The sequence below is a fragment of the Mycobacteroides chelonae genome, assembly GCF_016767715.1.
Taxonomy (GTDB): Bacteria; Actinomycetota; Actinomycetes; order Mycobacteriales; family Mycobacteriaceae; genus Mycobacterium; species Mycobacterium gwanakae.
The window spans coordinates 1400630-1420257 of the sequence record NZ_CP050145.1; the positions used below are offsets into that span (position 1 = coordinate 1400630).

Genomic DNA, 19628 nt, shown 5'->3' on the forward strand with positions numbered 1-19628 from the left:
CGACTGTCAAATAGTCAGGGTAATGGGTCAGTGGGAACGTTTGGGCATCAGGAATCGCTCGACGAGAACGAACAGATCCTGGTAGCGCGCGCCGGTCAGCCGAACCAGGAAGTCGATCACCTTGGCGTCGGGGCCAACGAGTACGCGCGGCTTCTTTTTACGGACTGCGGTGAGGATGATGCGGGCCGCGGCCTGCGGACTGGTGCGTGCGACCCGATCGAACAACTTCGCGAACTGCGCGTGGTCATAGCCCTCGGCCATTGTGGCGTTGCGGGCCACGTTGGTCTTGACGCCGCCGGGGTGTACGCAGGTGACCGCGACCGGCTTCTTGCCGGTGATCATCTCCTGGCGCAGTGATTCGGTGAAACCGCGCACCGCGAATTTGGCTGCGTTGTAAGCGCTTTGGCCGGGAGCCCCCATGATGCCGAAGATGCTGGAGACGTTGACGACGTGACCGTCGCCGGAGGCGATCAGGTGTGGCAGGAAGGCCTTGGTGCCGTTGACCACGCCCCAGTAGTCGACGTCGATGATTCGCTCGATGTCCTTGAATTCGCTGACTTCCAGGTCCCCGTGGAAGTCGATGCCGGCGTTGTTGTAGATCTGGTTGACCTTGCCGAAGTGCTCCTTGACGACGTCGGCGTAGAGCAGGAAAGCTTCGCGCTCGGCGACGTTCAGCCGATCAGCGCGAACCTCCGCGCCCAGGGCCTTGATCTGGCGTTCGGTCTCGGCGAGGCCCTCGTTGTCGATATCGCTGATGGCTACTTTGGCGCCCGAGCGCGCGAGTTCCACCGCCAGTGCACGTCCGATTCCCGAACCCGCACCGGTCACCACGGCCACCTTGCCGCTGAAGCCATCCATGATTACTCCTGACAGATTTACGTTGTGACGCTGACGTCAATCAGTGAGGGTAATGGATGGTGGCGCGGCGCGGTCGGGTGCCGGGTAGGTGAGGCTCAGGCCTTGAGGCCAACGCAGATCCAGTCGACCGACACCAGCGGTGGCGTGAACGGGCGCTCCACCGGGCGATGCACGACGACATCGAACCCGGCACGCGAGAACAGCCGCTCCATTTCCCCGGCCGTGGGGAAGTGCGCAGGTCCACGTTCTCCGGTTCCGCGCCGCATCCAGCGGCGCTCCCGCGGGCAGATCGTGGCGACCGAGACCATGCCGCCGGGGGCGAGTACGCGATGGAACTCCGCCAGCGCGGCGGGCTGATCGAAGAAATGGAATGCCGACGTTGTGACGACCGCGTCGAGAGTGCCGTCCTCGAACGGGAGTTGTTCCGCGGGGGCCTTCCTCCACTGGACCTCGGCGGACCGTGCTCTCGCCTTGGCGAGCATGCCGTCGGACATATCGACCCCGAAAACAGAGGGCTGACGCAGCTCGGACTGAATCCGCGACGCCAATATGCCAGTACCACAGGCAATATCGGCGATTCGCCGAGCGTCGTGCGCGCGTAATTGCTTAATGGTGTCGTTTTGTGCCGGGCTGTAGATGTGGCGTTGCACAAGCGGGAAGTTGTACACCTTCGACATCAGGGTCCAGTACCGCGTGACCAGATTGTTAAGCGAACGCCGTGGGGCGATGGCAGTCATCGTTGAAACGTAGGATCGGCGCCCCGGGAAAGTCGTGGACTCGTCCTGATCTTTGTGAAAGATACGAGGCCCACGCCCGAAAGCTATGACCGGCCCCAATAACCGGCGAACCGGGGCGATGAACCTTCGAGCAAACCTCCCAACTTGGGTACAGGACGGTAGGGTGCGCAAGGGTCTCACGGATGTGATCGGTGAGGGATACGGGTATTCCACGATGCAGTGGGAGAAGGTTGGAGTCCGCTGATGACGGCGTCACTCAGTGATCGGTTCATGCGTCGGCTGCCGGAAACGGCGCGCCGCGCGGTGGACTGCTTCGCTTCCGAGGTGCCGTACTACGGAATGCTGCCGCGCGAGGTTCTCGACGGTGAGATCACCGAGTTCACCAAGCAGCACTTCCGAATCTTCTCCCGGGTGATGCTGGAATCGCGGGCGCCCACCGAAGACGAATTCGCGGTGTCGATCCTGGCTGCGTCCCGGCGCGCGCAGGAGGACATACCGCTACCGGCGATCCTGGCCGTCTACAACGTCGCCGCTCGGGTCGGCATAGAGACACTCCGGGAGTTGGCAACCCCTGACGAGTTCGATCAGGTGCTGGCCATCAGCATGCAGGTGCAGCGATATCTGCAATTGATGCTTCCAGCCGTCACCGCCGCGTACCTCGAAGAGCGCCAAGGTCTTTACAGTGCGACGACCGAGGCCCGGCGCGATCTCTTCGATGCTTTGGTCAAGGGGGCGCCGTGGACCGATGCCGCCGAACGCGCCAGTGTCACGCTCGCACTGTCGTACAACGTGCTGTTCCTGTACATGCCCGAACCCGCAGCCAACACCGTCGTGGCGCGCAGACGGGCGCATTTGGTGCAGGACATCGTCGACGAGCACGCACGCGAGCCCGTGCTTACCTCCTTAGACGGCCGCGGCGGAACCATCTTGCTGCCTGCGGTGGGCGCGGTGGAGTCACTGCTGCCGTTGTTCTCCGAGGTGGCCGGGGGACCGGTCACGCTCGGAGTTTCCCATGCGACCGAGCCCGGTGAGATTGCCGCCGCCGCGGATGAAGCACGCGAATTGGCTTTACTCGCATTACGGCTCGGCCGAGCACCGAGTGCGTACCGGCTCTCCGATCTGCTGCTGGAGTACCAGATCACCCGCCCGGGTAGAGCCCGAGACCTACTTGCCGCCACCATCCAGCCACTCGCGTCCCACCCACATTTGCAGCAAGCACTCAGTGCGTATCTGCAACACGAGCATGGACGGCAGCTCGCGGCCAAATCGCTGCACGTGCATCCGAATACCCTCGACTACCGATTGCGCCGGGTCGCCGAACTCACCGGCCTGGACCCCGCCCAGCCCTCGGCCGCACGGACATTGGCGGCGGCCCTGCTGGCGGTCAGAACCGCCGGCGGTATGCCGTCACAGTCGTCCGGCAAGTAGCTTCACGACTGCCACGATCTGCCGGAGGTACATGATCACCGCGCGAGGCGACAGGACCGTCGACAATACGGTCCGGACGTCGGGTCGTGTGGGTAATGTCTTGCCGCGCATGCGTTCATCAAGCCAGCCAAGCGCGTCATGGCCGCCGGACAGTAACAGGAAGACACGGTCGCTGGCACGGTCGCGCCGATAGGTGACCTGTGCGCCACCGGCGATGTAGTCCTCGGCGAGCTGGTCCGTGCTGGAAACCGGCAACAAGACATCGTGGATCGAGTGATAGAGATAAATCGGGGCGGTGGGGGTGCGCAGCCCCAGCGTCATCGCGTCGGTGAGGGCGGCGATTTCCGGGGTGTCCATCACTTCCTCGAGCGGGCGATCGAAGATCCTGTTGAAGTTGAGAAATGGCCAGTACAGCAGGGCCTGGATGACGGTGAGGCGCTCGGCCTTCTCGACCATCCGGCGGCCTCTCTTGGTGAGGTGCTTCTGCAGAAACTCCTGGATGGAGGGGCTTACCCGCATCATGGCCGCCAGCACGATGATGATGAGGCCCGACGCGTACTGGCCGCTGAGCTGATGCATGAGGGGGCCGGGTTGGGGTGCGGGCGCACCGATCAACGCCCCGACCAGGTTGAGTTCGGGTGCGTACTCACCGGCGAGTTCGGCGGCCCACGCGGTGGCGTTGCCGCCGGCCGAGTACCCCCACACCGCCGCCGGTGTTTGGTTGGTCAGGCGCGGTATGCCGTCCTCGCCGGATGCGGCAATGGTGGCGCGCAGCGCGTCCAGCACGTGGTAGCCGGGTTGTTTGGGCGCCATCCAGAGCCCCTTCGGGCCCTCATGGTCGCTGATGGTGACGATCCACCCCCGCTGTAGCGCGGCAACCGCCAGCAGAAACTCGTTCTGCGACTGGTTGATACCGAAGGTGCGGTGCTGCAGGTAATAGGAGGGGAACCTCTTGGGGGTGACGGCGTCGATCGCACTCTGAAAGGCCAGCAGCGGAGATTCCGATGTCGCGTTCTTGGGGACGAGCACCGTGGTCACCGTGGTCTCCGGCGCACCGTGCAGGTCGGTGCTGCGATAGAGCACCTGCCAGGCATGCAGCTTCAGCGGGAAGATCCCGAAGAAGCCGATCTGAACTCGCCGGCGTCGCAGGGGTGTTCCGGGTGCGGCCTTCTCCCAGCCGTCAGCCGGACGGAAGAACGGGTCCTGCGGCGACGGTAATGGCTTGCCAAGTTGCATCGGCCAGGCCTCGATGGGCTGGGTCGCCGGGGCCGACGTGGGCGCAGTGCCGGCTGTCATCTGGCTCCTGTCCTAGCTCTTGTCATCCCGGGTGAATCGATGGGCTGTGCTGATGCCGAAGAAGAATCAGGGGATTTGCGCAGCGTATTCAACAAGAATGATTCGTGGCAACGAATCGACATTGAATCGGGGTTACCCACCAAGGTGCCAGTTTGACCTTGTGGTTCATCACCGATTAGGCAAACGGCCGAAGTCAACCTCGAGACCATTTTCAGGATACACGGACCGCTATCACCGCTGCCCAGAGGGTTGCTGGCGGCGAATGTCGTTGCCTAAAATGAACATACTGGTTAATTTCTTGCCGCAAAGGGTGGGCCACTGATGCGGCGTCTACAGGCGCCCGAGGAAAAGCTTGAGAATTCCCCACTGCCCGCGCAGCTGGCTCCCCATGGCCCGGAGGGTCAAGGAGGTCGAAAGCACGGTCCGGACGTCAGATTCCGGCGGCAGGGGTCTGCCCGCTAACCGCGCAGCCAACCACCCGAGGGCGTCACTGCTGCCGAGTATGGCGAGCAGGATGTGCTCGGTGGTCCGGTCGCGCCGGTAAGTGACATGCGTGCCACCCGCGATGTAGTCCTGTGCCAGCTTGTCGGAGGCCGTGATCGGCAGTAGCTGGTCACGGACGGCGTGGTACAGGTAGACCGGTGCGCTGGGTGTGTGTTGCCCCAGGCGCATTTCCTCGGTGACGGTGCTGATTTCGGGGGCGTTCATCAATTCCTCGACGGGCCGATCGACGAGCGTGTCGAAGTTCTTGAACGGCCACCGTAGCGTCGATTCGACCAGGCCCACCTCGGCCGCTTTGGCGATGATCTGACGACCACGCGGGTTCAGGTGCCCGCCGAGGAATTCGCGAGCACCCGGATGCGCCCGCATCATCGCGGCCAGCACCGGTGGGATGAGTCCCGAGGCAAATCTGCCGCTGTGTTTGCGCACCAGCGCGCCCGGCTGGGCGGCGGGAGCGCCGAGCAGAGCGCCGACGACATTGAGTTCTGGTGCGTAGACAGGCGCCATTTCGGCCGCCCAGGTGCTTGCCGTCCCGCCTCCGGAGTATCCCCAGAATCCGACGGGGGCATCGGCGGGGAGCTGCGGTATGCCGTGTGTGCCGCTGGCGTTCAAGGTAGCTCGCACACCGTCCAGCACGTGATACCCCGGTTGTCGGGCCACCATCCATAGTCCTTGTGGCCCTTCGTGATCACTCACCGAAACGACCCAACCGCGGGCGAGTGCGGCCACCATCAACAGCAGTTCGTTCTGGGTCTGGTTGAGCCCGAACGTATGCGGAAGCAGGCCATAGGAGGGGAATGCGCGCGGGGATACCGCATCGATGGCGCATTGGTAGGCCAGAACCGGTGACGTCTCATGTGCGTCGCGGGGAACCAATACCGTCGTCACGGTGGTCTCGGGCGCGCCGTGGAGATCTGTGGTGCGGTAGAGCAGGTGCCAGGCCTGCAGGCGTAACGGGATGACGCCGAACAGTGCAATCCGAACTCTCCTGCGCCGCAACAGACTTCCGGGCAGTGTGTTTTCCCAGCCGGACGGAGGGCGATAGAACGGGTCCTCGGGTGAGGGCCTGGGCTTACCGCTAAGCGGTGGCCATTCCTCCACCGGCAGTGTTATGGGTTCGATTGCGGGTGCGGTCTTGGCCGTCATTGGCGCAGCGTATTGAACACGCGCGCAACGGGACAGAGGTCCAAGAATGAATCAGGCCCGCCCCCTAAGGGGCGGGCCTGACCTTGGGCTCAATCACTCCTGCGCAGATGTGGGGGCGAATGCCTCGTCGATGATCTCCTGCTGCTCGACGGCGTGCACCTTCGAGGAGCCGGACGACGGCGCCGACATGGCGCGGCGGGAGATCTTGGTCAGACCGGCCAGGCGTGGCACCACCTCGGGCAGGTTCAGGCCGAAGGTCGGCCACGCACCCTGGTTGGCAGGCTCTTCCTGCACCCAGATGTACTGTGCACCATCGGGATAACGGCTGAGAGTCTCCTCCAGGCGATAACGCGGGATGGGGTACAGCTGCTCGATGCGCACGATCGCAACGTCGTCACGCTTGTCGGCAGTCTTGCGTGCCAGCAGGTCGTAGTACAGCTTTCCGCTGGTCAGGAGAATTCTGCGGACCTTGCTCCGGTCGCCGACCCCGTCCTCGTAATTGGCTTCTTCGAGGACAGAGCGGAACTTGCGATCGGTGAAGTCCTTGATATCGCTGACCGCAGCCTTGTTGCGCAGCATGGACTTCGGTGTGAAAACCACCATCGGGCGGGTGATGCCGTCCAGCGCGTGCCGGCGCAACAGGTGGAAGTAGTTCGCGGGTGTCGAGGGCATCGCGACCGTCATCGAACCCTCAGCGCACAGCTGCAGGAACCGTTCGATCCGGCCCGAGGTGTGGTCGGGACCCTGTCCTTCGTGGCCGTGGGGGAGCAGCAGCACCACTTCGGAGAGCTGTCCCCATTTGGCCTCGCCGGAGGAGATGAACTCGTCGATGATGGACTGCGCGCCGTTGACGAAGTCGCCGAACTGGGCTTCCCACAACACCATTGCGTCGGGGTTGCCCACCGAGTAGCCGTACTCGAAGCCGACGGCCGCGTACTCGGACAGTGATGAGTCGTGCACCACGAGGTGGCCGCCGGTGGGGTTGCCTTCGGCGTCGACACTGACCAGCTGCAAGGGGCTGAACTCATCGCCGTTGTGCCGGTCGATGATCACCGCGTGGCGCTGGGTAAAGGTGCCGCGCTTGGAGTCCTGGCCGGACAACCGCACTACCTTGCCCTCGGCGACCAGGGTGCCGAATGCGAGGAGCTCGCCGAAGGCCCAGTCGACCTTGCCTTCGTAGGCCATCTCGCGACGCTTTTCCAGCACGGGCTTGACGCGCGGGTGCACGCTGAAGTCCTCGGGTACCGCCAGGAAGGCGTCACCGATGCGTTGCAGCAGTGCCTTGTCGACGGCGGTGACCAGCTTCTGCGGGAGCTGCTGGTCTTCTTCTACGGACTCGCTGGGCCGCTGCTGGTACTTCTCCAGGTCGCGGACTTCGTTGAACACCCGCTCAAGCTGACCTTGGTAGTCCCGGAGGGCGTCCTCGGCCTCCTTCATCGAGATGTCGCCGCGGCCGATGAGGGATTCGGTGTAGGTCTTACGCACACCGCGCTTGGTGTCGATGACCTCGTACATCTGCGGGTTGGTCATCGAGGGATCGTCGCCCTCGTTGTGACCGCGCCGGCGGTAGCAGACGAGGTCGATGACGACGTCCTTGTTGAACTTCTGCCGGAAGTCGACGGCCAGGCGTGAGACCCAGACGCAGGCCTCGGGGTCGTCCCCGTTCACGTGGAAGATCGGGGCGCCGATCATCTTCGCGATATCGGTGCAGTACTCGGTGGAGCGGGAATGCTCCGGCGCGGTGGTGAAACCGATCTGGTTGTTCACCACGATGTGAATGGTGCCGCCGGTGCGGTAGCCGGGCAGGTTGGCCAGGTTCAGGGTTTCCGCGACCACACCCTGTCCGGCGAATGCGGCGTCACCGTGCAACATCAACGGCACCACGGTGAAGCGGCCACCATCGGTGCCGACGTCGAGGAGATCCTGCTTGGCGCGAACCAGGCCCTCCAGTACCGGGTCGACCGCCTCAAGGTGCGAGGGATTGGCCGTCAGTGACACCTCGATGTCGTTGTCACCGAACATCTGGATGTAGGTGCCGGAGGCGCCCAGGTGGTACTTGACGTCACCGGAGCCGTGGGCCAACGCCGGGTTCAGGTTGCCCTCGAACTCGGTGAAGATCTGCGAGTACGGCTTCCCGACGATGTTGGCCAGCACGTTCAGCCGGCCGCGGTGCGGCATACCGATGACCACTTCGTCGAGGCTGTGTTCGGCGCTCTGATCGATGACGGCGTCCATCATGGGGATGACGCCCTCAGCGCCTTCCAGTGAGAAACGCTTCTGCCCAACGTATTTGGTGGCCAGGAAGGTCTCGAATGCCTCGGCCGCGTTGAGCTTGGAGAGGATGTACTTCTGCTCGGCAACGGTCGGCTTGTCGTGCTTGACCTCGATGCGCTCCTGCAGCCACTTCTGCTGCTCGGGCTCCAGGATGTGGGTGTACTCCACCGCGGCGTGCCGGCAGTACGCGTCGCGCAGCACCGACAGCACGTCGCGCAGCTTCATGTACTCCTGGCCCTTGAATCCCGAGACCTTGAACTCGCGGTCCAGGTCCCACAGGGTCAGCCCGTGGCTGAGCACGTCCAAATCGGGGTGGCTGCGGAAACGGGTCTTGTCCAGACGCAGCGGATCGGTATCGGCCATCAGGTGGCCCCGGTTGCGGTATGCCGCAATCAGTTCCAGGACTCGGGCGTTCTTGTCGACGACGGAGTCGGGGTTGTCGACACGCCAGCGCACCGGCTCGTACGGGATGCCCAACTCACGGAAGATGTCATCGAAGAAGTCGTCCGACAGCAGTAGCTGGTGCACCGTGCGCAGGAAGTCGCCGGACTCGGCGCCCTGGATGATGCGGTGATCGTAGGTGGACGTCAGCGTCATGTGCTTGCCGATGCCCAGATCGGAGATGCGCTCCTCGCTGGTGCCTTGGAACTCCGCGGGGTATTCGAGCGCACCGGCGCCGATGATGGCGCCCTGTCCGCGCATGAGCCGCGGCACCGAGTGCACGGTGCCGATGGTGCCCGGATTGGTCAGCGAGATGGTGACCCCGGAGAAGTCCTCGGCGGTGAGCTTGCCGTCCCTGGCCCGACGCACGATGTCCTCGTAGGCGTTGATGAACTGGCCGAAAGCCATTTCCTCGCAACCCTTGATGGCCGCCACCACCAGGGTGCGGTTGCCGTCCTTGCCGGGTAGGTCGATGGCCAGGCCCAGGTTCACGTGTGCGGGGGTGATGGCGACCGGCTTACCGTCCACTTCGGCGAAATGCCGGTTCATGTTCGGGAAGTCCTTGACGGCCTGGACGATGGCGTAACCCAGCAGATGGGTGAAGGAGATCTTGCCGCCGCGGGTGCGCTTGAGGTGATTGTTGATGACGATGCGGTTGTCGATCATCAGCTTGGCCGGGACGGCCCGGACGCTCGTGGCGGTCGGGATCTCCAGGGAGGCCGACATGTTTTTCACGACGGCTGCGGCGGCACCGCGCAGCACCTGCGTCTCGTCACCTTCGGCGGACGGGATAGGAGCGGCGGCAGGCTTCGGCGCCGGGGCGGCAGCTGCGGCCGGCTTGGGTGCGGCTGGGGAAGCGGCCGGCTTCGGTGCGGGCGCGGCCGGTGCCGCGGGCGCGGGGGTCGCCGGTGGTGCGGGGGCGGGTGCGGGTGCGGCGGATTGGCCGTTGGAGACATCGGTGGCGGGCTCGGCCACATAGTCGGCAAGAAACTCGTGCCAGCTGGAGTCCACCGAGGACGGGTCTTCCTTGAATCGCTGGTACATCTCTTCGACCAGCCATTCGTTCTGCCCGAATTGGGGATTTGAACCGTTCACGGCAGTCTTCGCCTCGCTCCGTCTCGTTCGGTATTCAGTCCGTTCAGCGACCGCTACCAGGCTAACGCGTCGCCAAAAGGGGTGAGGTGTCACGGTGATATGACAGAGGCGACATCATCGGCGCCGCTGATGGCCGAAGGGTGGCTGGACCGTGAACAGCCAACCCTTCCGGTTACTAGGTCTTGGGCGCGACCAGACGCAGTTGCACCGGCCACACGGTCGGTGGCGGACCAAAGGCATTACGTGCGTTGGTAATGATCCGCTTGCCGATGAACCGGTTGCCACCAGCGCCGATGACGGCGCCGATTCCGGCCGGCAACAGCTTGCCGAACGCCATGGCCCCGCGTTTCACCGCGAATTTCTTGGTGAACCGCTTGAGCAGGGTGGCGTTGAGATGACTGAGCGCGGGTACCGGCAGCGTCGAGGTCGCCTCGGCCAGCCAGCCGCCGCCGACGGTGCGTTCCTTGCCCAGCACGTCCGAGACGGTCGTCTCACCGTCCTCGCCGAGCAGGACAGCGAGCACCAGCGTGTGCCGATGTTCGATCTTGGCGACCTCGATGTCGTGGACCGCCGCCAGTGCGAGGGTGAACAGGGACGTCGCCTCCAGGAACAGCACTGCCTCTCCGGCGGTGGCCGACAATGCCGCCAGAGTGCCTACTCCGGGGAAGGCGGCGGCGGCGCCGACTGCTGCGCCACTGCCCATCACCGTCGCCAGATAGCGCTTCTCCAACATGGTGATGACGTCGCCGGGTGCTGCGCCCGGGTGGGAGGCTCGTAGTTTCTGGACATACGCGCGGACCGCAGGTTCCTGAACTTTGGTGCTCTGGTCCAGGATCAGCGAGAGCAGCTTGCCGGAGGCTCCGACTTTGGTTTCTTTGCCCTTGCCTCCCAGGGCGAGCTGCCGCTGCGGTTCGGTGAAGCGAGTGCTCATCGGCGTGTGTTCCTTCAGTGCGGTGGGCTGGATGGGTCCACTGGTTGTGAGCGAAGATTTTGTCTTCACAGTAATGAAGACGAATGACGAGTGCTTTTCGTTCCTACTCCCGGGGTTCATCGGGTGTGTTTCAGATGACTGCTTGACCTCATCCAGCGCTTTTGCCCACCGAGGGTGCGGTAGTGGATCGGTAGGTCGCGAGACGGATTCGGATAGCGGCGAGCAAAGTCGGCGGCGTTGATTGACTTATTCGGGTCGCGCCAGAGGTTCGGCGACGTCGATGGGGATATGGTGCAGGACTGGTACCGGGGGCGACTCACCACACTGTCCCTGGGCATGGAATCGGTGAGATGCAACTCACATTTGTTGAGGAAACGGAAGGTTTTGCGGCGTGCGAGCGCTGACCACTGAGATGACAGCTGCCCGGAGTGAGACGACCACGGACGCTCCGACACCGGTCGATTCCGTATCGCCCCCCACCACCCGGTTGGGCAGGGCGTGGCTAATCACCGTGTTGGGTGCGATGGTTGCCCTGGGGCCGCTCACCATCGACATGTACCTCCCGGCCCTGCCCGACATCGGGACGGATCTGCACGTCAACTCGACCCTGACGCAGCTGACCCTGACGGGGACGCTGCTGGGATTGGGACTGGGACAGCTCCTCGTGGGTCCGTTATCGGATTCGCTGGGGCGGCGTCTGCCGCTGATCGCCGGGGCGACCCTGCATATCTTGGCGTCGCTGGCTATCACGGTGGCTCCGAACATCGTGGTGCTGGGTGTGCTGCGGGCGATCGAGGGCGTGGGTGCCGCGGCGGCGATGGTCGTGGCGATGGCCGTGGTGCGCGACCTCTACACCGACAAGGCGGCCGCCACCGTGATCTCCCGACTCACGCTGGTGATCGGTATCGCGCCGATCCTCGCCCCATCGCTGGGGGCGGCAGTGCTGGTGCACGGGTCATGGCAGCACGTGTTCGCGGCACTGTCATTTCTGGGAGTGCTGCTGCTGATCCTCGCGGTCCTGGCGCTGCCCGAGACGCTGCCGCCGGCCGCCCGGCGTCCATTGCAGGTGAAGGCAATCTTGCGGACCTATCGCGATCTTCTGCGTGACAAGGTGTTCGTGGTTCTGGCGCTCGTCGCCGGACTGTCGCTATCAGGCCTGTTCGCTTACATCTCGGGTGCATCGTTTGTGCTGCAGGGCCAGTACGGCATGAATCAGCAGGTGTTCGCGATCGCGTTCGGTGCCGGCGCCGTTGCGTTTGTCGCGGCCTCACAGCTGAACGTGGTGTTGCTCAAACGGTTCGAACCGCAGCAGATCGTGCAGTGGTGCCTGTCGCTGGCTCTGATTCCGGCCGCGGTACTGCTGGTGCTGGCTGGGCTCGGGGTCGGTGGGCTCGTCGGCTTCGTGGCTCCGGTGTGGACATTGATGGCGTTCATGGGATTCGTCATTCCCAACGCGCCTGCCCTGGCGTTGTCTCGCCACGGTGAGGCGGCCGGTACCTCGGCGGCGGTGCTGGGCGCCGCGCAGTTCGGTGTCGGAGCCGTGATCGCACCGCTGGTTGGCGCGTTGGGCAATAACGCACTCGCGGTGGCCGTTGTCATGATGGTCGGCGTTGTGCTGGCCCTGGCGGGGTTGGCCGCCGTGAGAAGCCGTGCCACCACCTGAGCGGCAACTGGATTCCGGAGCTGTACACCAGGACTATCCGCGACCGTGGACGACGTTGTGGGTGGTGCTTTTCGGACTGTTCATGATCCTGCTCGACTCGACCATCGTGTCGGTCGCCAATCCCGCCATCAAGGCCGCTTTCAGTGCCGACTACTCGGCAACGGTGTGGGTCACCAGCGCCTATCTGCTGGGTTACGCGGTGCCGCTGCTGATCACCGGGCGGCTCGGGGATCAGTTCGGCCCGAAGTCCATGTACTTGGCGGGGTTGGCGGTTTTCACCGCCGCCTCCTTGTGGTGCGGGCTCGCCGGATCGATCGGATGGCTTATCGCTGCCCGGGTAGTGCAGGGGTTCGGCGCGGCGATGTTGACGCCGCAGACACTGACAGTGGTACAGCGAGTGTTTCCCCCACAGCGGCGCGGAACCGCCATGGGGGTGTGGGGGGCGGTGGCCGGGATCGCGACTCTGGTGGGCCCGGTTGCCGGTGGCCTGTTGGTCGACGGGTGGGGTTGGCAGTGGATCTTCTATGTCAACGTTCCGGTGGGTGTGCTGGGAATGATCCTGGGCGCCATCTACATTCCGCGCATGGCGACGCATCCGCATCGGCTGGATCTACTGGGCATGGCGCTCTCGGCTGTGGGCATGTTCGCGTTCGTGTTCGCGCTGCAGGAGGGGGAGAGCTTTCACTGGGCGCCCGGGGTGTGGGGGATGATGGCCGCCGGTCTGGCGGTCCTGGGCGTATTCGTGTGGTGGCAGTCGGTGAATCGGGGTGAGCCACTGATTCCGTTGCGGTTGTTCACGGACCGCAACTTCTCGCTCGCCGGTGTCGGTATCGCGTCGATGGGCTTTTGTGTGATCTCCACCGGTTTGCCCATGATGTTCTACACGCAATTGGCGCTGGGTTTCTCGCCGACTAAGGCGGCGTTGACGCAGGCACCGACCGCGATCGTGAGTGGGATCTTGGCGCCGGTGACCGGCTGGCTTGTCGACCGGGTGCGTCCCTCGATGCTGATCGGCGGCGGTGTCATGCTGATGATCGCGTCCACGTTGTGGTGGACGGCATTAATGCGGCCCGAGACGCAGATGTGGCAGTTGATGTTGCCTGCGGCGGGTATCGGTGCTGCCATGGCATGCATTTGGGGGCCATTGGCGACCACCGCGACGCGGAATCTGCCCTCCGAGGTGGCCGGGGCCGGTTCCGGTGTCTACAACACGCTGCGCCAGGTCGGAGGCGTGCTGGGCAGTTCGGCAATGGGGGCATTGATGACGGCACGTTTGGCTGCTGAAATCCCTTCAATGCCAGCCGATTCCGCTTCCAGCGGGGTGCTGCCGCCGGGGCTACGCGCGCCGTTCTCGGCGGCGATGGCGCAATCCATGCTGTTGGGTATCGTCGCGTTGGCCGTCGGCCTGCTGGCGGCGTTGTTCATGAGGCCGGTTGCCCTAAAGGTAGGTGCCGTGCCCCTCGATCACATTGTCCCCGTCGAAGATTAGGACCTCGTTGACGAGGCCGCCCCGGTGGTTTCGGTAGTTGATAACAAGGGCCTTCGCGCCCACGTACGTGCCGATCGGTTCGAAATGTAGGTCAGGGTTGCGGGTGAGGGCATCGGCCCAGTAGGCGCGAATGGCGTCCTTGCCCCGAAAGACACCCCCGGTTTCCGGGGCGATTTCGGCACCATAGGCGGAGGTAAAGACGGCCTTGTCGTGGAAATGCGCGAGTACCGCGTCGATGTCGTGCGCGTTCCACGCCGCGAACCAGTCCCGACTGAACCTGTGGGGATCGACGGTGAGTGTCATGCTCGCGCGGCGAACAGCACCGCCGGGTTCAGGTATCCGGTGGGATCGAAGGCTGCTTTGACGGCGCGCATGGCGGCGATGTCGCCCGGTGTGCGCGCCATGCCGAGATAGTCACGTTTGATCGTCCCGACGCCATGCTCAGAGCTGACATTGCCGCCCAGGTCGGCGATGAGCGTCATCATGGGCTGATACAACGCGGTGGAGTCGGGGCAGCGCAACACATTTAAGTGCAAGTTGCCCTCGCCGACATGGCCGAACAGCACGGGTATCGCATCGGGTACGGTCGCGGCGATGAGATCGGTAGCGCGCTGCTCGAACTCACCGATATGTGTCAAGGGCAGCGCGACATCGAATTTCAGGGGTGGGCCGTACACGCCGAGCTCCTCGGCGATGGATTCGCGCACCTGCCAAAGCCGTTCGCGGGAGGTGGCATCCAAACCGACGGCGGCCTGATCCGCCACTCCGGCGGCATCGAGCGCTTCGGCGAGGTCTTCGGTGGGATCGCTGTCGCGGGCGAGCTCGATGAGCAGCAGCCATGGGTTGGCGACGGGGCTTGGTATGCCCAACCTGGCGTCCATGAGTTCCAGAGCCGCGATTCCGCTGAGGTCGCGGAAAATCCGGCTCGCCTCGACCAGCTGATCCAGATCGTCGAACCCGGTGATCGCGGCAACGCTGTGTTTCGGTACCGGGTGCAGGCGCAGTTCGAGCGCGGTGATGACGCCGAGGGTGCCCTCGGCTCCGACGAACAGGCTGGTGAGGTCGTAGCCGGTGTTGTCGGCGCGAACATCGCTGTGGCGCTCCATGATTGATCCGTCGGGCAGGACAACTTGTAGGCCGATGACTTGCTCGCGCATGTTGCCATAGCGCACCGTGCGCAGGCCGCCGGCGTTGGTGGATGCCATGCCGCCCAGGGTGGCCGAGTCGCGGGAGCCGATGTCGACGCCGAATTGCAGGTTCTCCTTGGCGGCGGCCTGTTGCAGTGCGGCCAGGGTGACGCCGGAACCTACGCGTACGCGTCGATCGATCGTGTCGATGGGGCCGATCTCGGTGAGTCGCTCGGTGGACAGCAGTACATCGTCATGCTCGGGAACTGTCCCGGCGACCATCGACGTGCGGCCGCCCTGGGTGGTGACGGGGTTCCCGTGCTCCTTGCAGGCCTTCAGGATTGCGCCGGTTTCCGTGGCGGATCCCGGGCGGATCAGCAGGCTCGCGGCACCACGATAGCGTCCGGTGTGATCGATGGTCCGTCCCGCCAGCACGTCAGCGTCGGTGCTGACATACCGATCGCCAACGATCTGGACAAGGGCATCGACGAGCGCGGACATAGACCTCAGTCTGGCATGGGCTACTGCGCCAGGCCCGGACTTAGCGCCAAGAACGCCCCCAGCTCCACCAGTCCGTCGGGTGTGGCCGGCAGATACTCGGTCAATGCCGGCGATCGGACGATCACCGCCTGGAACTTCGCGCGGCTGATCGCCACGTTCAAGCGGTTTCTGTTCAGCAGGAACGACATCCCACGCGGTACGTCATCGACGGCCGAGGCCGTCATCGATACGAAAACCACCGGTGCTTGGCGGCCCTGGAACTTGTCCACGGTCCCCACCAACACCTCGTCCAATCCGGCAGCGGCCAGCGCGGCTCGCACCGTCAACACCTGCGCGTTGTACGGAGCCACCACCAGCACATCGGACTGCGCCAATGGCCGGGTCCCGGATTCATCGGTCCACTCCGAACCGATGAGCCCAGTAATCTCTGAAGCGATCGCCTCGGCTTCCTGCGGGCTGCTGGTCGCGTTTCCGTGATGATCCACCAGTCGCGTCCGCACCCCGGGCAGCTGCCCGGCCAAACTGCGTGTCGGGGCGGCGGACTCGAGCTCACCATCGTACGAAAGCTGTGAAACCTGTTGGCAGAGTGCTGGATGCATCCGGTACGAGCGCTCCAAGAAGTACCCCCGCTCGGCGGGTAGCGCGCCATGGCCCTCGACCAGCCAGCCCAGCGCGGAGCAGTCCACCGGCTCGGGGTGCACACCCTGCGACACCTGCGGCAGCTGCTGCGGATCACCGAGCAGCAGCAGGTTCTGTGCTCCCCGTGCGACTGCCAGCGTGTTCGCCAAACTGAACTGGCCCGCCTCGTCAATGACCAGCAGCCGCAGCACCCCATCGGCCACGCGGGTGGTGTTCGCGAAATCCCATGCGGTACCACCGATGACGGCGCCCTCACCGGCGTGGGATGCGATGAACCCCGCATAGTCGCTGTCCCGAATCTGGGTCCACGCGGCATCGCCGCTGTAGGGCGAGGCCTTCTTGGCCACCCGTTCCGGGGGCACACCCGCCGCGACTATCTGATCGAGGAGGTGCTCGACAACGGCGTGGGATTGGGCCACCACACCGACAAGCCACGCTTCCCGCGTCACTATTTCGGCGATGACGCGCGCCGCCGTGAAGGTCTTACCGGTTCCCGGTGGGCCGTGCACGGCAAGGTAGGACGAGTCCAGATTCCGCAACGCGGAAGCGATGGCTTCGGCGTATCCGCCGTTGCCGACAGGTGGCAATGGGGCACCACGAGGGTTGCGGCGCAACAAAATATCGATGGATGCGGTGCTGGGCATATCGGGAAGGCCATGGGCAACATCCGCAGCGACGTGCTCGATGGCGGACTCCAGTGCCTTGGTCATCACCGGTGCGCCGGGTGCGAGGGCCATCGGCATCTCCGCGAATACCTCGCCGTTCTTCGGCGTGAGCTCCTGGATCGTCACATCCACGGGTACGCCGCCGGATTCGGTGATCTCCACTACGGTGGCCGAACCAGATGCCCGGCGGTCGGGGTCCCCGTCGCCGAGCCCCGCGGGAGCGGGCGGCTCGTAAAGCGCGTAGACGCTGTCGTCGAGGACGCCGCCAGCGAGGTCGCCCGTCAGCCTCACGTGTCGCCGGAGCTTGCGCTGGCTACCTGATTTATGCCAGTCCTCGATCAGCTCCGCGCCCTCGACGAGGAAGACTCCCGCCGTGTCGGCCCATTCGTCGACGGGGTTGTTCAACCTATCGAAGTGGCTCCACCAGAATGGTTTTCGCTCACGGGTGTGATATCCGCGCGCCGCCGAAAGCATGGCCGCCGCCGTTTGATCGGCGCGCCGGTCGGTGGGGCCGGCATCGCCGACGAACGCGGCCAGCGCCCCGCCGACCTCATCGGGCTGCGGCTCATCCTTTTCGCCGATAGCGGCAGGAGACGACAAGTGGGTAATGCCGTGCTCGAATGCTCGTACCAGTAGCCAGTCTCGGAGCTTGCGCGTGGAGGCGCAGTCATACCGGTTGTACTCGGCGATGGAATCCAACACCTCTTGCGCCGCGGGGTCGCCGCTGTCGCGCAGCGCGCAGTAGCGTGCGTATTCGTTGATCGAGTCGACTGCGGTGGTGACATCACCGGAGCGTTTTCCGGATTCGATGAACAGCGGCTCCAGCGCTTTGAGCCCATAGCCGCTGGATCCGGAGCGAATGCTTTTGCGCACCACGGGATAGAGGTCGACCAACACGTTGTCGCGCAGGAGATCGTCGATCTGCTCCTCGCCGACGCCGTACCGCCCCGCAAGGCGCAGCAGCGCGGTCTTCTCATACGCCGCGTAGTGGTAGACGTGCATGCCTGGATATCGGCGGCGACGTTTGGCTACCAGGTCCAGGAAGGTGGTCAGGGCTTTGCGCTCGCTGTGGCGATCGTGGGCCCAAATAGGCCGGAACTTCTCATTTCCGGATCGGTCGTACTCAAGCACGCCAAAGAGGTATTCCAGCCCCCATTGCACGCCGTCTGCCGTCCAGAGTGGATCGCCCTCGAAGTCGAAAAAGATGTCGCCAGGGTTGGGTGCCGGCATCGTACCCAGCGGAATCGGGTCGGCCACCTCGAATTGTGGTGTACCACTCTCGCGTTGGCGCACCTGCAACTGAGACTGTGCCACCAACTGTTGCAGACTGCGCGCCGACAGATCGGGTACCGGCTCGACACGTGCGGACAGTTCTGCGACGGTGCCGACTCCGGCCTCCAACAGTGCGGCACGCTGACTGATCCGCATGCCCGCGACAAGTAACAAGTCGTCGGTGCGATCGACTTCCGGCTCGCACGCGGGACAACGGAAGCAGGCGCGCACGTGCGCATCTGACCACTGCACCGCAGCGCCTCCCGCCAAATGGCGATCAAGCAAGTCCTGCAACTGGATTCGTCGTTGGCGATACACGCCAACCAGATCGGCGACTGGATAGTCGACGGTCGAACGATCACCCAAAATCAACCGTACCTCCGGCGACACCGGCACATCCGTCGCCATCAGGCTGTCGGCGTAGGCCGCCAACTGCAGCAATGCCGTCACCTTGGCGCTGCGGGCAAGTTTGGTATCGCAGACACGGTATGTCTGACTCTCCCGAACCACGAAGTCCGCGAACCCGAGGAACCGGCCGTCGAACATGGCGGCCTGGTACACCACCGGGTGCCCGTCGTCGAAGGCCCGTTTGGTCGCAGCCGCCGCAGCATTCAGCCCGTCGAGTGTGAATGTGGGAGGAAAGGGAATGCTGGCCACCCCGGAGCCGAAGCGTTTCTGCAATTCGGCAAGGTGGTGGGCTTCGTGAGCGTCGCCCAAAGTCGCGGTGCGCGCCAGTAGTTCATCGTCACGTGGGGGCGTAGGGCCCCATCCGAGTTTGGCATCGAACACCCGCAGCAGGGCGTATTCACAGCGGGCGGCGGAGGCAAGATCCGAAGCGCTGTAGACGACCCGGCCGTCGAGGACGAACACCCGATCACTGTAGGTGCTGGCACCGACGGATCGCGGCTACTGTCCGGCCTGTTGCACCTTTTCCACGCCAGATCCATTCCAGCGGAACGACACCACACTTTCGAGACCGGGAATGCCGTTGGAGAAATTGAGCACCACCGTGTCCAGGGTGCTCGCCGACAGGTCGATGGCGTTGTAACCGTAGGTGTCGGGGACACCATGGGAGATCACACCACCCAGATGGAAGAACACTGCACGGGTGGCGGAATCGGCAGCGTGGGTGGCTCCGCTGTCGGTGGTGACGATGATCGCCGACAGGGGAGCGCACTTGCTGTAGTTGCCCGCTACCGGTACCGGATTCCACGTGGCGGCGCTATTGGGTCCCGGGGGTAAGAGTGCGATAGCCGCCGCGATGGCCGGGTCCTTCAGGTTCACCGTGCAGTCGTCGTTGGTCGACGGCGGGGGTTTGGGCTTGGACGTGGGGCCCGCGGTGCCGGGAGAAGAGGGTGTCGGCGACGGTGAGGCAATGGTGTTGGTTGGCGTCTTGGATACCGTGCTGTCGCCGCCGGTGCACGCGCAGGCAAGGGCGAGCACAGCCGGCAGCACGGTCAGCGCGGCCACCAAATCCATCCTTCGCACGGCCCCGCACACTACCGACATTTACCGAAGATGCCACGGAGGCGGGAGTTGAGCGCTATAGCGCCTAGACTTCTTGA

13 protein-coding genes are annotated in these 19628 nt (G+C 64.3%); 3 read left to right on the forward strand and 10 right to left on the reverse strand.

Annotated elements, in window-relative coordinates:
- Nucleotides 1-27: 27 nt before the first annotated feature.
- Both HBA99_RS06995 and HBA99_RS07000 read right to left on the reverse strand, forming a co-directional pair.
- Nucleotides 28-858, reverse strand: a complete 831-nt coding sequence (locus HBA99_RS06995) for an SDR family NAD(P)-dependent oxidoreductase (RefSeq protein ID WP_046252929.1) — start codon at nucleotides 856-858, stop codon at nucleotides 28-30.
- Between the two features lie 95 nt (nucleotides 859-953).
- Nucleotides 954-1595, reverse strand: coding sequence for a class I SAM-dependent methyltransferase (locus HBA99_RS07000; protein WP_070951341.1), 642 nt, complete (start codon nucleotides 1593-1595; stop codon nucleotides 954-956).
- Between the two features lie 243 nt (nucleotides 1596-1838).
- Between HBA99_RS07000 and HBA99_RS07005 the strand changes: the two genes are divergently transcribed.
- Nucleotides 1839-3023 (forward strand): PucR family transcriptional regulator, encoded by a 1185-nt coding sequence (locus HBA99_RS07005; RefSeq protein ID WP_046255600.1) that lies wholly within the window; start codon nucleotides 1839-1841, stop codon nucleotides 3021-3023.
- Here HBA99_RS07005 and HBA99_RS07010 read toward each other — a convergent pair.
- The 4 genes from HBA99_RS07010 to HBA99_RS07025 all read right to left on the reverse strand — a co-directional run bounded on the left by HBA99_RS07010 (nucleotide 3003) and on the right by HBA99_RS07025 (nucleotide 10707).
- A complete protein-coding gene (locus tag HBA99_RS07010; RefSeq protein ID WP_070951340.1) occupies nucleotides 3003-4319 on the reverse strand; it encodes a lipase family protein in 1317 nt (438 codons plus the stop codon). The two genes, HBA99_RS07005 and HBA99_RS07010, sit on opposite strands and share 21 nt — an antisense overlap.
- A gap of 330 nt (nucleotides 4320-4649) precedes the next feature.
- The gene (locus HBA99_RS07015; protein ID WP_070951339.1) at nucleotides 4650-5966 is read right to left on the reverse strand and encodes a lipase family protein; all 1317 of its coding nucleotides are present in this window, start codon (nucleotides 5964-5966) and stop codon (nucleotides 4650-4652) included.
- 93 nt (nucleotides 5967-6059) lie between these two features.
- Nucleotides 6060-9776, reverse strand: coding sequence for a multifunctional oxoglutarate decarboxylase/oxoglutarate dehydrogenase thiamine pyrophosphate-binding subunit/dihydrolipoyllysine-residue succinyltransferase subunit (locus HBA99_RS07020; protein WP_075874218.1), 3717 nt, complete (start codon nucleotides 9774-9776; stop codon nucleotides 6060-6062).
- Between the two features lie 175 nt (nucleotides 9777-9951).
- The gene (locus HBA99_RS07025) at nucleotides 9952-10707 is read right to left on the reverse strand and encodes a hypothetical protein (protein ID WP_070951338.1); all 756 of its coding nucleotides are present in this window, start codon (nucleotides 10705-10707) and stop codon (nucleotides 9952-9954) included.
- Between the two features lie 391 nt (nucleotides 10708-11098).
- On the opposite strand from HBA99_RS07025, the gene HBA99_RS07030 reads away from it, so the two are divergent.
- Nucleotides 11099-12370 carry a Bcr/CflA family efflux MFS transporter gene (locus HBA99_RS07030; RefSeq protein ID WP_030094837.1) on the forward strand — a complete coding sequence of 424 codons (1272 nt, stop codon included), beginning with the start codon at nucleotides 11099-11101 and terminating at the stop codon, nucleotides 12368-12370.
- Nucleotides 12357-13859, forward strand: a complete 1503-nt coding sequence (locus tag HBA99_RS07035; protein WP_199253012.1) for a DHA2 family efflux MFS transporter permease subunit — start codon at nucleotides 12357-12359, stop codon at nucleotides 13857-13859. Before HBA99_RS07030 ends, HBA99_RS07035 begins: the two co-directional genes overlap by 14 nt.
- Here the strand turns inward: HBA99_RS07035 and HBA99_RS07040 are convergent.
- The 4 genes from HBA99_RS07040 to HBA99_RS07055 are packed head-to-tail and all read right to left on the reverse strand — an operon-like array spanning nucleotide 13809 to nucleotide 19542.
- Entirely contained in the window at nucleotides 13809-14162 is a 354-nt protein-coding gene (locus HBA99_RS07040) for a nuclear transport factor 2 family protein (RefSeq protein WP_046252933.1), read from the reverse strand. The genes HBA99_RS07035 and HBA99_RS07040 overlap by 51 nt on opposite strands.
- Nucleotides 14159-15487, reverse strand: a complete 1329-nt coding sequence (locus HBA99_RS07045) for an FAD-binding oxidoreductase (protein ID WP_030094840.1) — start codon at nucleotides 15485-15487, stop codon at nucleotides 14159-14161. The genes HBA99_RS07040 and HBA99_RS07045 overlap by 4 nt, the downstream gene beginning before the upstream one ends.
- 20 nt (nucleotides 15488-15507) lie before the next feature.
- A complete protein-coding gene (locus HBA99_RS07050; RefSeq protein WP_070951337.1) occupies nucleotides 15508-18933 on the reverse strand; it encodes a TM0106 family RecB-like putative nuclease in 3426 nt (1141 codons plus the stop codon).
- Between the two features lie 36 nt (nucleotides 18934-18969).
- Complete coding sequence (locus tag HBA99_RS07055; RefSeq protein ID WP_030094842.1) at nucleotides 18970-19542, reverse strand: LppP/LprE family lipoprotein; 573 nt, start codon at nucleotides 19540-19542, stop codon at nucleotides 18970-18972.
- Nucleotides 19543-19628 lie beyond the last annotated feature (86 nt).